General features: G+C 62.3%; 15 protein-coding genes and 1 pseudogene. 11 read left to right on the top strand and 5 right to left on the bottom strand.

The window, feature by feature from the left end:
- The first annotated feature begins 43 nt into the window (after positions 1-43).
- Positions 44-394, top strand: a complete 351-nt coding sequence (locus ABIN98_RS01580; protein ID WP_346906786.1) for a MarR family transcriptional regulator — start codon at positions 44-46, stop codon at positions 392-394.
- A gap of 23 nt (positions 395-417) precedes the next feature.
- Entirely contained in the window at positions 418-1281 is an 864-nt protein-coding gene (locus ABIN98_RS01575; protein ID WP_346906784.1) for an NlpC/P60 family protein, read from the top strand.
- 147 nt (positions 1282-1428) lie between these two features.
- On the opposite strand, the gene ABIN98_RS01570 is transcribed toward ABIN98_RS01575, so the two are convergent.
- Together ABIN98_RS01570 and ABIN98_RS01565 are read right to left on the bottom strand one after the other, a co-directional pair.
- Positions 1429-2622: an IS481 family transposase gene (locus ABIN98_RS01570; protein WP_346906782.1), complete on the bottom strand. Its 1194-nt coding sequence runs from the start codon at positions 2620-2622 to the stop codon at positions 1429-1431.
- A gap of 176 nt (positions 2623-2798) precedes the next feature.
- A complete protein-coding gene (locus tag ABIN98_RS01565; RefSeq protein WP_346906780.1) occupies positions 2799-3980 on the bottom strand; it encodes a DNA recombination protein RmuC in 1182 nt (393 codons plus the stop codon).
- A 125-nt stretch (positions 3981-4105) separates the two neighbouring features.
- Here ABIN98_RS01565 and def point away from each other — a divergent pair, with 125 nt between their 5' ends.
- Genes def through truA form a run of 5 tightly spaced genes read left to right on the top strand, consistent with a single transcriptional unit; the run spans position 4106 to position 7649 of the window.
- Entirely contained in the window at positions 4106-4624 is a 519-nt protein-coding gene (gene def / locus ABIN98_RS01560; RefSeq protein WP_346906779.1) for a peptide deformylase, read from the top strand.
- A gap of 24 nt (positions 4625-4648) precedes the next feature.
- Positions 4649-5281: a MarC family protein gene (locus ABIN98_RS01555; RefSeq protein WP_346906778.1), complete on the top strand. Its 633-nt coding sequence runs from the start codon at positions 4649-4651 to the stop codon at positions 5279-5281.
- Between the two features lie 41 nt (positions 5282-5322).
- Positions 5323-6261: a methionyl-tRNA formyltransferase gene (gene fmt / locus ABIN98_RS01550; protein WP_346906777.1), complete on the top strand. Its 939-nt coding sequence runs from the start codon at positions 5323-5325 to the stop codon at positions 6259-6261.
- 31 nt (positions 6262-6292) lie between these two features.
- Positions 6293-6832: an N-acetyltransferase gene (locus ABIN98_RS01545; protein ID WP_346906776.1), complete on the top strand. Its 540-nt coding sequence runs from the start codon at positions 6293-6295 to the stop codon at positions 6830-6832.
- A 7-nt stretch (positions 6833-6839) separates the two neighbouring features.
- Positions 6840-7649, top strand: a complete 810-nt coding sequence (truA, locus tag ABIN98_RS01540) for a tRNA pseudouridine(38-40) synthase TruA (RefSeq protein WP_346906775.1) — start codon at positions 6840-6842, stop codon at positions 7647-7649.
- A 255-nt stretch (positions 7650-7904) separates the two neighbouring features.
- Here truA and ABIN98_RS01535 read toward each other — a convergent pair.
- Positions 7905-8725 (bottom strand): annotated as a pseudogene (locus ABIN98_RS01535) (DUF2189 domain-containing protein).
- A 218-nt stretch (positions 8726-8943) separates the two neighbouring features.
- Here ABIN98_RS01535 and ABIN98_RS01530 point away from each other — a divergent pair.
- From ABIN98_RS01530 to ABIN98_RS01520, 3 genes are read left to right on the top strand one after another with little or no spacing between them, the layout of a single operon-like run.
- The gene (locus tag ABIN98_RS01530) at positions 8944-9372 is read left to right on the top strand and encodes a DUF805 domain-containing protein (RefSeq protein ID WP_394701396.1); all 429 of its coding nucleotides are present in this window, start codon (positions 8944-8946) and stop codon (positions 9370-9372) included.
- A 37-nt stretch (positions 9373-9409) separates the two neighbouring features.
- The gene (gene dapE / locus ABIN98_RS01525; RefSeq protein ID WP_346906773.1) at positions 9410-10591 is read left to right on the top strand and encodes a succinyl-diaminopimelate desuccinylase; all 1182 of its coding nucleotides are present in this window, start codon (positions 9410-9412) and stop codon (positions 10589-10591) included.
- A 3-nt stretch (positions 10592-10594) separates the two neighbouring features.
- Positions 10595-11185, top strand: a complete 591-nt coding sequence (locus tag ABIN98_RS01520) for a hypothetical protein (protein WP_346906772.1) — start codon at positions 10595-10597, stop codon at positions 11183-11185.
- Here the strand turns inward: ABIN98_RS01520 and ABIN98_RS01515 are convergent.
- On the bottom strand, positions 11174-12031 hold the full coding sequence (locus tag ABIN98_RS01515; RefSeq protein WP_346906771.1) for a LysR family transcriptional regulator: 858 nt from the start codon (positions 12029-12031) through the stop codon (positions 11174-11176). The two genes, ABIN98_RS01520 and ABIN98_RS01515, sit on opposite strands and share 12 nt — an antisense overlap.
- A gap of 92 nt (positions 12032-12123) precedes the next feature.
- Between ABIN98_RS01515 and ABIN98_RS01510 the strand changes: the two genes are divergently transcribed.
- Complete coding sequence (locus ABIN98_RS01510) at positions 12124-12735, top strand: cysteine hydrolase family protein (RefSeq protein ID WP_346906770.1); 612 nt, start codon at positions 12124-12126, stop codon at positions 12733-12735.
- Positions 12736-12789: 54 nt separating this feature from the next.
- Here the strand turns inward: ABIN98_RS01510 and dapD are convergent, their stop codons facing one another.
- A complete protein-coding gene (gene dapD / locus ABIN98_RS01505) occupies positions 12790-13638 on the bottom strand; it encodes a 2,3,4,5-tetrahydropyridine-2,6-dicarboxylate N-succinyltransferase (protein ID WP_346906769.1) in 849 nt (282 codons plus the stop codon).
- Positions 13639-13693: the final 55 nt, after the last annotated feature.

The raw sequence follows: 13693 nt of genomic DNA, 5'->3' as shown, positions 1-13693 counted from the left end.
GTTCTGCTAGATTGAAATCGGATGGAACGGGAAATCTCCGCATATGGCGGTCGAGCTGCGCGCCTCGCAGGCGCTGAAACTGATGCATGACGTCAATCTGACGCTTGTCCGCGACAGCGAACAGGACCTGTCCGCACGCCAGTTGACCATCCTGCTGACGGTCTACCTGGAGCCGCCGCCCCATACGGTGCGCGGACTGGCCGCCAAGCTGAACGTCACCAAGCCGGCGATCACCCGGGCGCTCGACACGCTGGGCGGCATGCGGCTCCTGTCGCGCAAGCGGGACGAGGCCGACAAGCGCAACGTCATCATCACCCGGACCGTCGACGGCGCGCTTTATCTGGAGCATCTCGGCGACCTGGTTTCCGAAAAGGCGCGCGAACTGCCCCGATAGGCCATCCGCTTCAGGATCACGACATGTCTGAAAAACTCGACCGCCGCCTTCACCCCGTCCGGCCGGACCTTGCGGCCCGCGCCTATGAAGGGCGCGTTCAGGCCGACCGCTTCGTTGATGGCACCGTGAAACAGGTCACCGCTGACCGGCTGTCCATGCGTCCCGAGCCCCGCCGCGACAAGTCGATCGACACCGAACTTCTGTTCGGCGAGACCGTCACGGTGTTTGAGGAGACGATGGAAGGCTGGGCTTGGGGCCAGCTGGAGACCGATGGCTACGTCGGCTGGTTTTCCTCTGACGGGCTTGGGGCCCTCGAAGCCCCGACCCATATCGTGCGAGCCCTGCGCACCTACCGCTACCCCGGCCCGGATCTGAAATTCCCGCCGCTTGGCCTGATTTCCATGGGGGCGAAGGTGACGGTCACAGGGAGCGCGACGACCCGCGGCCTGGACTATGCCCTCCTGAGCGACGGTTCCGCCGTCGTCGCCCGCCATCTCGCCGGGCTGAATCAGCTTGAGAAGGATTGGGTCGCCGTCGCAGAGGAGTTTCTCGGCACGCCCTATCTCTGGGGCGGACGGTCCAGTCTGGGGCTCGACTGCTCGGCCCTGGTCCAGCTCGCCGCACAAGCCGGCGGGTATGATGTTCCGCGCGACAGCGACATGCAGGCAGCGGGCGCAGGGAAGCCTGTCGAAACGTCAGACCTGAATACGCTCATTCGCGGCGATCTCGTCTTCTGGAAAGGCCATGTCGGCATCGTCCAGGGCCCGAACCGGTTGCTTCACGCCAACGGCCACACCATGACCGTTGCCAGCGAACCATTGGACCAGGCGGTCGCCCGGATCGCGGAAAACGAATTCGGCAATGTGATTGGGATCAGACGGCTCTAGGGGCCGCATCCTAGCCAATTTCTGTCCGGTTTAGCTATGATGTCTTTCTTCAAGCAATTGACATATCTGTGGTATTCCGCACCCAGGGTAGAGTGGATACGAAAAACAGTCCTGCTCCCTGTGCAACCCGGATGATGGGTAACAGTTCTATCCGGGAGGATGGGTAACAGTTTTTGTTTTTCTGCCTCGTGTGGGCCACCGCAGTTTTAGGTCTTCTGTGATGTAGCCGATGAATACCGGTCCGTAACGGAGTTCAAGCTGCCCGGTGTCGGCTTCTTCAATGCTGACCGGCTCTCCGACGAGGGCCATGGAGACATAAACGGTGCCGCCGCGCCACTTGATTTCGCCGTTCTGGCGCACCCTGCGCACGCATGTTCCTTGATCATAGTCGGGCGATCTCAGCCTGCCGCTCCAGGGTCTTGATGAGTCTGTATAGGCGGCTGCCGGGGTTGCCATGCCGAGTGCCTCATGCGGACGCTCTTCATTGTAGGTCTGCCGAAAGCGGACAAATCGGTCGGCCTGAGCCTTCAGGTTGGCCGCGGGCGGATTGGCGGTTTCATCCTTCAAGGTTCTGTGCAGGCGCTCCAGCCGGCCGTTCTGCTGCGGCGAGGCCGGGGCAATGCGTTCAGGATGAACGCCAGCCTTGATGAGCTGGACTGACAGACCCGACAGGCCGGCAGCTCCGGCCGAGGCGAAGGGCGCCCCATTGTCGGAACGGATGGCCCGTGGCAGGCCGAACTCGCGGAAGGCTGCCTCCAGAACGGACCAGACATGGGTCGTGTCGGGACGGGGGACGGCAACCACCCGCAAGAGATAGCGGCTCGCCTGGTCCTGCAGCGTGAAGGGATCGCAGCGGCGACCGTCACCGGTCCGGAACCAGCCCTTGAAGTCCATGCTCCACACGTCGTTGGGCTGGGCCTGGGCAAAGGGAGACACCGAACAAGGCGGCGCGCGGCGGCGGCGTTTGCGTGCAACGCTCAAGCCTTCCCGGCGCAGCAACTCGCCGATCGTCGAAGCAGCCGGAACCACAATCACCGGATCGGCATGCGCCTGAAGAAAGGCGCGCAGTTTTTTCGGACCCCAGCTTGGATATCGCCGGCGCAACGCAAGCACCGCCTCCCGGGATGTCTCCGCAAGCGCATGCGGACAATGATGCGGGGCGTGACTGCGCGGTGCCAAAGCTGCCGCGCCACCCGAACGCCAGCGCCTCAGTACCTCATAACCGGTCTTCCGGCTGATCCCGAACTGACGGCAAAGCTCCGACATCGACACCTCTCCGCTTTCAACCGAAACGCAGAACCGGACACGCTCTTCCATCGCACAGGTCTCCCGAAATCCCATACCCCGAACCTCCCTCGTTCGGCGTAAGTCTGACCTGTTACCCATCCTCCCGGATAGAACTGTTACCCATCATACCGGTTCATACCGAGACATCTCCCCCTCAAGGGGGGGAGACGAAAACAAGCGGAAAAGCAGGGGTTTCAACACATACGCTGGTAAACCGGACTGCAGTGAATCTAACCCTGCAGCGACAGGTTCGGACGCGGCAGGTCTTCTTTCTTCTCCGCTTCCGGAAGCTCGCCCAGTTCCAGGTCCTCGATCTTCTGGCCGCGCTTGGTGATTTTGTCCGTCGAGATCAGGATCTGGTCGATGTCCTTGTTGGCCTGGCCGAAATGGGTCTGCAGTTTAACGACCCGGTCGTTCAGCCGGCCGACGTCGTCCATCAGGTGGGCGACTTCCGCCTGGATGAGGTGGGCCTGCTCGCGCATCTTGGCGTCGCGCAACACAGCCTGGATCACCTGGATCGACAACAGGAGCAGCGACGGCGAAACGATCACCACCCGGGCCCGGTGCGACTTCTGGACGAGGTCCTCGAAATTCTCGTTGAGCTCCGCGAACACGCTTTCCGACGGCACGAACAGGAACGCCGTGTCCTGGGTTTCCCCCGGGACCAGATATTTTTCCCGGATGTCCTGAATGTGCTTGGTGAAGTCCCTGCGGAACTGGGCCTGCGCGTATTTGAGATCCTCGTCCGACTTGGCATTGCGAATGAGGTTGAACGCCTCCAGCGGGAACTTGGCGTCGATGGCCAGCGACGGAGCGCCGTTGGGCATGTGCACCAGGCAGTCCGGCCGGACACCGCTGGAGAGGGTGGCCTGGAAATCATAGGCCGTTGGCGGAAGCTGGTCCTGGATGATCGCTTCCATGCGCCCCTGGCCGAAGGCGCCGCGGGTCTGCTTGTTGGACAGGATCGCCTGCAGTTCCACCACCTGACCCGACAGGTCTGTGATGGTTTTCTGGGCCCGGTCGATCACCGCCAGCCTTTCGTGCAGCTGGCGCAGGCCCTCGTGGGTGCGCTTGGTGGTGTCGGCCATGGACAGGCCGAGCTTGTGCCCCATGCCGTCGAGCCGTTCGTTGACGGCGCGCATCATGTCCGACTGGCGGGAGCCGAACACCTCGGCCATGGTCTGCATCCGGCCGGTCATTTCCCCTTGCGACTTCAAGAGCAGGGACAGATGGCTTTCCAGCTCGTGGATCCGCTCCGCGGCGGCGCTGTCGGCCTCCGCCCGGAGCCGAACCTGGCGCATCGTGCCCCAGATCATCCAGACGATCAGGATAAGCAGGAAGAAACCGCCGGCGATTCCAACCTCAAGGACCGTGAACGGACGGCCACCATAGACAAAGAGAACTTGCTGCATGAAACAAACATAGAACGATTCGGTTCGGAATGCAGCGTTTGCCTGCATTTACGAAGCACTGCAAAATCCGGTTCCAGGTGGGCTTTCACGTTGACCGGGGCGCGGCCATTCACTATTTGAAACCCATGACGAAGCGAGACATCATCATCATTCCCGATCCCGTGCTGCGCGAGGTCTGCGAGCCGGTCGCCAAGGTGGACGACGCCGTGCGCGCATTGGCCGACGACATGCTGGAAACCATGTACGAAGCACCGGGCATCGGCCTTGCCGCCAGCCAGATCGGCATCCTGCAGCGCCTTTTCGTGCTCGATGTGGCCAAGGAAGACGAACCGAAGAACCCGATCGTCTTCATCAATCCGAAGATCGTCTGGTCGAGCGAGGAAACCTCCGTCTACCAGGAAGGCTGCCTGTCGATCCCCGAGTATTACGAGGATGTGGAGCGGCCGGCCCGGGTTAAGGTCCAGTTCCAGAACCGGGAAGGGTCGGAGCAGGAAATCGATGCGGACGGCCTGCTGGCCACCTGCATTCAGCATGAACTCGATCATCTGAACGGCAAGCTGTTCATCGACTACCTGTCGAAGCTGAAGCGCGACCGGGTCATGAAGAAATTCGTCAAACAGGCGAAGCAGTCCGCCAAGGGCTAACGGAAGGGCTCAGGGGCAGGCTGCATGGATCTGGCATTTTTCCTGAAGATGTTTGCAGCGCTGTTCGCAATCATGAGCCCGATTGCGAACCTGCCCGTGTTCCTGTCGCTGACCTCCGATCGCGACGCGGCCTCCCAGCGCAACGTGGCGATCACGGTGATCATCGGCCTCTTGGTCGGCGGGGCGATCGTTGCCTTGTCCGGGCCTGCCATCCTGAAGATTTTCGGCATCAGTCTGGATTCCTTCCGGCTTGCCGGCGGGTTCCTGATCCTTCTGATCGCGCTCAAGCTTCTGTCCGGTGAACAGAGCTCCACCCATGGCGGCACCGAAAAGGAACAGGTCCATCATGCGGAGCAGGATAATCCGGCGATCTATCCGCTGACCGTGCCGATCCTGCTCGGACCGGGCACGATTTCCACACTGATCATCTTCCGCGGACAGGCGGAAACCCTCTCCCAGGAGATCGCCTATGTGGCCGCCCTCGGCGGAGCGATCGCCCTGCTGGGCGGAACTTTCATCGCCGCGCCCCTGCTGAACAAGGTGCTGGGTCAGACCGCGACCAGCGTGATGAGCCGGATCATGGGCATGATCCTTGCCGCCATCTCCATGGAAATGATGGTCGGCAGCCTGAAAGCGCTGTTGCCCGGACTGGCTTGAGCGTCCATAAGGGCGGAAACGTTTAACCGGTCCGAGGCATCATGTCATTACGCGTCGTTTTCATGGGAACACCGGACTTCTCCGTCCCCACGCTGATGGAAATCGTCGGACAGGGATATGAGGTCGTTGCCTGCTATTCCCAGCCGCCGCGCAAGGCGGGCCGGGGAATGGAAGTGAAAAAGTCCCCGGTGCATGAAGCCGCCGAAACCTTCGGCATTCCGGTCTTTACGCCGGTCTCACTCAGGGACGTGCAAGAGCAGGAGGCGTTCCGGGAACTGGACGCCGATGTCGCGGTGGTGGTGGCCTACGGCCTGCTTCTGCCGAAAGCGGTTCTGGACGCCCCGCGCGAGGGTTGCCTCAACCTGCATGCCTCGCTCCTGCCGCGCTGGCGGGGCGCCGCCCCGATCAACCGCGCCATCATGGCGGGCGACAAGGAAACCGCCGTGCAGGTGATGCGCATGGAAGAGGGCCTCGACACCGGTCCCGTCTGCATGTCTGAGACGGTCGAGATCGGCCCGGACATGACCGCCGGTGAACTCCATGACCGCCTGTCGGGCCTCGGCGGCGACCTGATGGTGCGCGCGCTGGCCGCCCTGTCGCGCGGCGCCCTGACCGAGACGCCCCAGGCGGAAGAAGGCGTGACCTATGCGTCCAAACTGTCGAAAGAGGAAACCCGGATCGACTGGACGGCTCCGGCAAAGACCGTGCATGATCATATCCGTGGCCTGTCGCCCTTTCCCGGCGCCTGGTGCGAGATGACGATCTCCGGCAAGGCGGAGCGGGTCAAGGTCCTGCGCAGCGCCCTGTTGGAGGCTGCAGGCGAGCCCGGCACGGTCTCAAGTGTCGACGACAGCCCGGTCATTGCCTGCGGCCAGGGCGGCATCCGGCTGGTTCAGGTTCAGCGGGCCGGCAAGAAGCCGATGACGGGCGAAGAATTTCAGCGTGGCGCCAAGCTTGCTGCCGGTGACAAGCTGGCATGAGCGCGGATCGCATAAGACGGGAATTGATGGGATGAATGCCGCGATTGATAGTTCGACCTTGGAAATCCGGCCGTTCGAGCCTGCCGACGAAGCCGTCGTAAAGGCTCTGGTTACCGCCGCATTCAACCAGGACACCGAGGCCCGGCTGGTGCATACGCTGCGCCATTGCGGGGCGCTAGTGCTGGAACAGGTGGCTGTGACCCCGGAAGGCAAGGTCGTCGGGCATATCGCCTACAGCCGTGTCACGCCGGCGGGCGTCGGCCCCGGTCAGGACCTTTCGGTTGCCTGCCTTGCGCCGGTGTCCGTCTGGCCGGAACTGCAGCGCCAGGGCATAGGCTCCGCACTGATCCGGGCGTCGCTGGAAACGATGAAGGAGAAGGGTGAGGACCTGGTTCTGGTGCTCGGGCATCCGGCCTACTATCCCCGGTTCGGCTTCGATGCGGAACTGGCGAAAAAGGTTCAGGGGCCTTATGCGGGCGCGGCCTTCATGGCGTGCGCACTGACGGAGGCGGGCGCGCGGGACCTGCCGGTCGAGGTGGCCTTCGCCACGCCTTTCCAGGAATTCGAGTAAGGCCGGAATGCCACGCTACAAGCTGACAGTGGAATATGATGGCCGGCCGTTCGTCGGCTGGCAGCGTCAGGCGAACGGACTTGCTGTCCAGGCGGTAATCGAACGGGCGGTCAAGGCTTTCTGCGGCGAGGAGATCACCGTCGGCGGCGCCGGCCGCACGGACACCGGCGTGCATGCCCTGGGGCAGGTGGCTCATGCGGACCTGGCAAAGGACTGGCCGGCCAAAACGGTCATGGGCGCGCTGAATTTCCACTGCCAGCCCGACCCGATCGCCATCCTGGCCTGCGAGAAAATGCACGAAGGCTTCGATGCCCGCTTTTCCGCGATCCGCCGGTCCTACCGCTACCGTATCTACAACCGGGTGCCGCCGCTGACCCATGAACTGGGGCTGGCCTGGCATGTGAAAGCGGACCTCGACGCCGACGCCATGCACGAGGCCGCCCAGGTGTTCGTCGGTCACCACGACTTCACCACCTTCCGCCACACCCGGTGTCAGGCCAAGAGCCCGGAAAAGACGCTGGAAACCTTCACGGTGCGTAGGGAAGGGCAGATGGTGATCGCGGAGTGCGCCTCCCGCTCCTTCCTGCACAATCAGGTCCGCTCCATGGTCGGCACTCTGCGCCTTGTGGGCGACGGGCGCTGGACCGTGGACGATGTCCGTGCCGCCCTGGCCGCCCGCGATCGCATGGCCTGCGGCCCCGTCGCGCCCGCCGACGGCCTGTACCTGACGTGCGTCGACTATCGCAGCCCCGAAGAGGACATCGCCCGCGCCCGACAGAAGAAACGGGCCGAAGCGGAAACCGCACCAGAGGCCTGAAGTATCTCGGTTTTCAAGGGAATTTATCGACCTCGTCCATTCGTCAACAGGGAGAGAGGCCCGGCAGCAACGCCCCTTGTTCCCGTCTCCCCCCTTGAGGGGGAGATGTCCGCGCTAGCGGACAGAGGGGGGTGTCAGCCTCTCGGACAATCAGAGCGCCGGAATGTAATGCCGCCGTCGTTACCCCCCTCTGTCACCTGCGGTGACATCTCCCCCTCAAGGGGGGAGACGGGAGCAGGCGGAAAGGCTCTGCCTTCAGGCAGCGTCCTCCGGCGGGGCGACGCATTTCTTGTAGAGATGCCAGGTGGTGTGTCCGAGCACAGGCAAGGTGATCACGAGACCGGCGAAGGCTGGCGCCATCGAGATGATCAGGGTCACGGTGACCACCAGCGCCCAGCCGATCATCGGCACCGGAGACGTCACGACCGCCCGAACGCTGGTGATCATGGCGGTGATGAAGTCCCGGTCATCCTCCAGAAGCAGCGGGAAGGAGATCACGGTCAGCGAGAACAGGATGAGCGACAGGATCGCGCCGACCGCGTGACCGACGGCGAGAAACAGAAGCCCTTCCGGCGTGCTGATCACCTCGGTGATGAATTCGTTGAAGGAGGCGAACGAGCGCAGCCCCATTAGAACAGGGCCAGCAGCAGGCGCACCTGATACATCCACATGATCATGATGAAGAGCACGACGAAGGCCATCCAGGAAATCTCGCGGCCCTTCTGCTGCCACATGACGCCCAGGAAGGACGACCAGCTCAACGGTTCGTTGGCCGCGAGCCTTCGGCTGACTTCGTAGAGACCGATGGCGGTGAATGGCCCGACCAGGGCAAATCCGGCGGCCAGTGGATAGGAAAGGTAGCTCATTTGGAGCGCCGACGCGGTCAGGATGACCAGCAGACCCCCGACGGCGAAAAAGATGCCGATCGCCAGTCCGTATTGCGGCGCGGCCTTGAAATCGCGCAGGCCTGCGGCGAGCGCGTCGATAACGTCATTTGCGGTGATCTGCCGTACGACAGGTTCCTTGCGCAGCACCGGACGCGCCGATACCGCAGTATTTTGCGTATTTTCCGTCATTTTTGTCCTCCCAGGCTTTCTTCCCACGGAAAGCCTGAGACATCATGACGCGTGAAATCGATCTGTCCAATCGTAAAAACCATTACGCAACGGAAAGATTTGACGGGGATTTTGTGGATTCACGCGGCATATCGACGGCTTGATCCGGAGCCCGGATACCACTAACTCGTAGGTCTGAAATGAAAGCCGCATCCAAGACGGACAACCACGGAGCCTTCATGGCGATCAACGACCGCCCCGCCAATCTGACCCCAGGTATCGCCTGGGCGTTGCTGAGCCCGATCGGGCGTATCTCCCGGCAGGCCTACTGGCATGGTGTGTTCCTGGTCTGGGTTGTTTCCCTCATTCCCTTGCACATGTGGTGGAAAACCCTCGACCCGTCCCTGCCTTTGAGCGAATTGAGTCCCAGCGATTTCGCCGGATCCAATCCGCTGTTTCGCCCGCTCTTTTTCGCACTGACCTGGATTGTGCTGGCGCTGGTGATCAAGCGTTGTCAGGATATCGGTGTGACCGGGTTCGTGGCGCTGTTGGTCCTGATTCCAGGTGTCGATTTTATCGCTGTCATCGTTCTGGGATTCATTCGAAGCGCGCCCGGGCCGAACCGCTACGGTCCCGCACCGGACAGTTACTACCGGCGGAACGTCTGACGATCCTGCCTCACGTATTCCAACGACAAAGACATCCATGACCGACCAGCTTTCCTCCGCCACCGCCATTGCCCGTGACCTCATCCGCTGTCCTTCCGTGACACCCGCAGAAGGCGGCGCGCTGGCGGCGCTGGAAACACTCCTCAAGGCGTCCGGGTTCAGGGTCGAACGGGTCGTGTTTTCCGATGAAGACACGCCGGACGTGGAAAACCTGTTTGCGTCCATCGGGTCCGGTCGACCCCATTTCGTCTTTGCCGGCCACACGGACGTGGTGCCTCCCGGAAACGAGGGCGACTGGGCCCATGGCCCCTTCGAGGGGACGATCGCGGACGGCGTGCTTTATGGCCGCGGCGCCGTCGACATGAAGGGCGGCATCGCCTCCTTTGCCGCAGCCGCACTCGATTTCGTCAGGGAGAGGGGCACTGACTTCGGCGGGACGATCTCGTTACTGATCACCGGCGACGAGGAAGGCCCGGCGGTTAACGGCACGGTCAAGCTGCTGGAATGGGCAAAAGCGAACGGCGAAAATTTCGATGCCTGTATCGTTGGCGAGCCGACCAATCCGGACCGGCTGGGCGATGCGATCAAGGTCGGCCGCCGCGGGTCGCTGTCCGGAACCGTGACGGTGAAGGGCATCCAGGGCCATGTCGCCTATCCGCACCTGGCCGACAATCCGATTTCCGGCCTGCTTAAGCTTCTGGCCGCGCTCGATGCCCTTGTCCTCGATCAGGGCAACGACCGGTTTCAGCCGTCCAATCTTGAGATCGTTACGGTCGATGTCGGCAATCCGGCCTTCAACGTCATCCCGGCGCGCGCAGAGGCGCGTTTCAACATCCGCTTCAACGACGAATGGACGCTTGAAACTCTCCGGGAGAAGATCCTGGAAACGCTTGAAGCCGCGGCACCCGAAGGACTGGACTGGTCGATCGAATTCAAGCGCGATGCGAGCGAATCCTTTCTGACCCGCGACGATACCCTGATCGAGACTTTGAAAGCGGCCGTCGAAGCCGCGACCGGCCGGGTGCCGGAACTTTCCACCGGCGGCGGCACCTCCGATGCGCGCTTCATCAAGAATTATTGCCCCGTGGTGGAATTCGGGCTTGTCGGCCAGACCATGCACAAGGTCGACGAATGCGTCGCCACCGACGATCTGGACCGGCTTGCCATCATCTACCGCCGCTTTCTGGACAGGTATTTTTCCAATGCCGGGACGCTCTGAACCATGATCAGCGGGCAGGAAATCGCGCGGTCCCTGACCGGATCGTGGCTCTTTTTGCAGAACCGGCCTGAAGGCCTGCGCTGGTTCGACCGGAGCATCGAGGGCTTCTGGCGTTCCTTCGGCGTGTTTTTCCTGCTGCTGCCGTTTTTCTGGATCAGCGGGATGGCGGAAAAGAAGCTGATCTTGGAAGAGACCGAACTGGTGTTGGAGCTCTTTCCGAACGGCAGCTTCTGGGGGGCTCAGCTGACCACCTTCGGCCTCGACTGGATTCTTCTGCCCATCGTGTTGGGATTCCTCGCTCGCCCGATCGGGATCTCCCGGGGCTATGTGGATTTCATAATCGTACGGAACTGGAGCAGTCTGCTGGCGGCGTTTCCGTATGTGGTTGCCGGCCTGCTGTATCTTGCAGGTATCATCCCCGCGGGCATCATGGTTTTGATGTCGCTCTGCGTTCTGGCTGTTGTCCTATGGTACCGGTTCAACATTACCCGCATCACGCTTCAAACCGGCATCAGCCTGACCCTCGGCATCATCGTTCTGGATACAGTTCTGTCGCTGCTGATCAGTGAAGTGGTCGGCCGGCTATGGAACTGATTGCGGGACGGGTCCGATTATGGACCGGCCCAGAACATCTGAGAGCCAAGTCAGCACGGTCCGGATCACGGGCCGGTCGTTAAGGTCCTCGTGAACGACGATCCAAAGTTCGCGCGTGGCGCGAACGGGCGGATCGATTTCTATGAGATCCGGGTCTCCGCTGATCAGCCAGTCCGGCAGCATTGCCGCCCCCGCGCCTGCCTTCACCGCCTGCAACACGGCGGAAAGGGTGCCGAGCCGGAGACGCGGTTCACCCTTGAAGTGGGACCTGATAGCGGCGATTTCCGGCAGAGTGTCGAGTGCGCTGTCATAGGTGATGAAGTCGGCGATGGGGCTTTGGGCTGAGTAATGGCGGCTGACGGCAAGACGGAGGCCGATATCCATTGCCTTGCGGATGATGAGCTTGCCGTCCGTCGGGCGGGCGAGGCGCAAGCTGATATCCGTCTCCCGTTGGGCAAGGCTTGCGGTTCCCGTCGCTGCCGCGCATTCAAGGGTGATACCCGGAAAGCGCTCGCAGAAGTCCGGCAGCCGCGGAGCGATCAGGTAATCCAGCACGAAGGGAACCATGCTGAGGCGCACATGCCCCGTCTGCGTGTTGCGATCGGAGGACTGTTTGAGAAGGGCGGTTTCCATGGCCTGAGCCGCCTGCAGCAGAACCCGTCCGGCCTCGGTCGGGACCAGCTTGCGTCCATCCCGTCGAAACAGGGTTGCGCCTTCATCGCTTTCGGCCGCGGCAAGGCGGCGCGACACCGTCGTCTCATTGACCCGAAGGTCACGTGCTGCGGCGCCAAGCGTTTCCGCCCGGCTTAGTGTCAGGACAAGATGATAGGTGTTCCAGTCACTCATTCCTGCGATTATGCAGATTTATCCTGCAATAACGAGCGTTTTTGCAAGGTTCGGAGTCGGCTATTGTCCTTGTCAAACGATAGGAGACACGCATGACCGACCCGGATCTGAACCGCCCGAAGACCCTGATGGAACTCGCCGGAGCGCCCGGATGGACGACGCCGGCTGCCGGCGAAGCCGCCGTCATTCTGATTGACGCCCAGCAGGAATATCTCACCGGAGCCCTTCCTCTTGAGGGGATCGACAACGCACTGGCAGAAGTGGGCCGTCTCCGCGTGCGGGCGGAGGAACTCGGCTTCCCCGTGATTCACGTCCGCCATGTCGGCCGGCCCGGCGGGCTGTTTGATATCGAGGCGGAAGGCGGAAAATTCTGCGGTGTCGCAGAGCCGGGAGACGGGGAGATCGTCATCGGCAAGGCGCTGCCGAACGCGTTTGCGGGCACGGACCTTCAGGACAGGCTTTCCGGACTGGGCGTGCGCAAACTGATCGTCGCCGGGTTCATGACCCACATGTGCGTTTCAAGCACGGTCCGGGCCGCTCTCGACCTGGGTTATTCCTCCGCTGTGGTCGCCAACGCCTGCACCAGCCGGGCGCTGCCCGTTCCGGGCGGCGGGGTTTTAAGCGGAACGGAGGTCCACCGCGCGGCCCTGACAGCCCTCGCCGACCGTTTCGCGCTCGTGCTGCAAGACGCCGGGGCGATCTGATGAAAAAAAGCCCGCTCCGGGGGAGCGGGCTTTTGCATTTTTGCTGCGGATTAATCAGTCGCGCAGGAGGTCGTTGATCGAGGTCTTGGAGCGGGTCTGTTCGTCGACGCGCTTGACGATGACCGCGCAGTAGAGGCTCGGGCCCGGAGTGCCGTCCGGCAGCGGCTTGCCGGGCATGCTGCCGGGAACCACGACCGAATAGGCGGGAACCTCGCCGATGAAGATCTCGCCGGTGTTGCGGTCGATGATCTTGGTGGAGGCGCCGATATAGACGCCCATGGACAGCACGGCGCCTTCGCGAATGACGACGCCTTCCACGACTTCCGAGCGCGCACCGATGAAGCAGTTGTCCTCGATGATCACCGGGCCGGCCTGCAGAGGCTCCAGCACGCCGCCGATGCCGACGCCGCCGGACAGATGCACGTTCTTGCCGATCTGCGCACAGGAGCCCACCGTCGCCCAGGTGTCGACCATGGTGCCTTCATCCACATAGGCGCCGAGATTGACGAAAGACGGCATCAGCACCACGCCCTTGCCGATGAAGGCGGAGCGGCGCACGGTGCAGTTCGGGACGGCGCGGAAGCCGGATTTCTCGAAATCGATGGCGCTCCAGCCGTCGAACTTGGACGGAACCTTGTCCCACCAGGAGGCACTGCCGGGGCCGCCCTTGATCACTTCCATCGCATTGAGGCGGAAGGACAGGAGCACGGCCTTCTTGGCCCACTGGTTGACGACCCAGTCCCCGCCCTTCTTTTCGGCGACACGGATCTGGCCGTTGTCGAGCAGGTTCAGCGTTCTTTCGACAGCGTTGCGGACATCGCCGGTCGTTTTCGTGTCGATGTTGGCGCGATCCTCGAATGCCGCGTCGATGGTTTCGGCGAGTTTGGCAAGATCGATGGTCATCTTAGGTCTTGTCTCCGGCAAAGGCAGTTGAAACGGTTGCCGGACCTAAGCCGCG

Source organism: uncultured Roseibium sp. (assembly GCF_963675095.2).
Classification (GTDB): Bacteria; Pseudomonadota; Alphaproteobacteria; order Rhizobiales; family Stappiaceae; genus Roseibium.
This window is presented reverse-complemented; position numbering and strand designations above follow the sequence as displayed.

Bases quoted from the DNA above. Each gene is read 5' to 3' on its own strand.
- ABIN98_RS01580 (WP_346906786.1), top strand. From the start codon at position 44: ATGGCGGTCGAGCTGCGCGCCTCGCAGGCGCTGAAACTGATGCATGAC.
- ABIN98_RS01575 (WP_346906784.1), top strand. From the start codon at position 418: ATGTCTGAAAAACTCGACCGCCGCCTTCACCCCGTCCGGCCGGACCTT.
- ABIN98_RS01570 (WP_346906782.1), bottom strand. From the start codon at position 2,622: ATGGGATTTCGGGAGACCTGTGCGATGGAAGAGCGTGTCCGGTTCTGC.
- ABIN98_RS01565 (WP_346906780.1), bottom strand. From the start codon at position 3,980: ATGCAGCAAGTTCTCTTTGTCTATGGTGGCCGTCCGTTCACGGTCCTT.
- def (WP_346906779.1), top strand. From the start codon at position 4,106: ATGACGAAGCGAGACATCATCATCATTCCCGATCCCGTGCTGCGCGAG.
- ABIN98_RS01555 (WP_346906778.1), top strand. From the start codon at position 4,649: ATGGATCTGGCATTTTTCCTGAAGATGTTTGCAGCGCTGTTCGCAATC.
- fmt (WP_346906777.1), top strand. From the start codon at position 5,323: ATGTCATTACGCGTCGTTTTCATGGGAACACCGGACTTCTCCGTCCCC.
- ABIN98_RS01545 (WP_346906776.1), top strand. From the start codon at position 6,293: ATGAATGCCGCGATTGATAGTTCGACCTTGGAAATCCGGCCGTTCGAG.
- truA (WP_346906775.1), top strand. From the start codon at position 6,840: ATGCCACGCTACAAGCTGACAGTGGAATATGATGGCCGGCCGTTCGTC.
- ABIN98_RS01530 (WP_394701396.1), top strand. From the start codon at position 8,944: ATGGCGATCAACGACCGCCCCGCCAATCTGACCCCAGGTATCGCCTGG.
- dapE (WP_346906773.1), top strand. From the start codon at position 9,410: ATGACCGACCAGCTTTCCTCCGCCACCGCCATTGCCCGTGACCTCATC.
- ABIN98_RS01520 (WP_346906772.1), top strand. From the start codon at position 10,595: ATGATCAGCGGGCAGGAAATCGCGCGGTCCCTGACCGGATCGTGGCTC.
- ABIN98_RS01515 (WP_346906771.1), bottom strand. From the start codon at position 12,031: ATGAGTGACTGGAACACCTATCATCTTGTCCTGACACTAAGCCGGGCG.
- ABIN98_RS01510 (WP_346906770.1), top strand. From the start codon at position 12,124: ATGACCGACCCGGATCTGAACCGCCCGAAGACCCTGATGGAACTCGCC.
- dapD (WP_346906769.1), bottom strand. From the start codon at position 13,638: ATGACCATCGATCTTGCCAAACTCGCCGAAACCATCGACGCGGCATTC.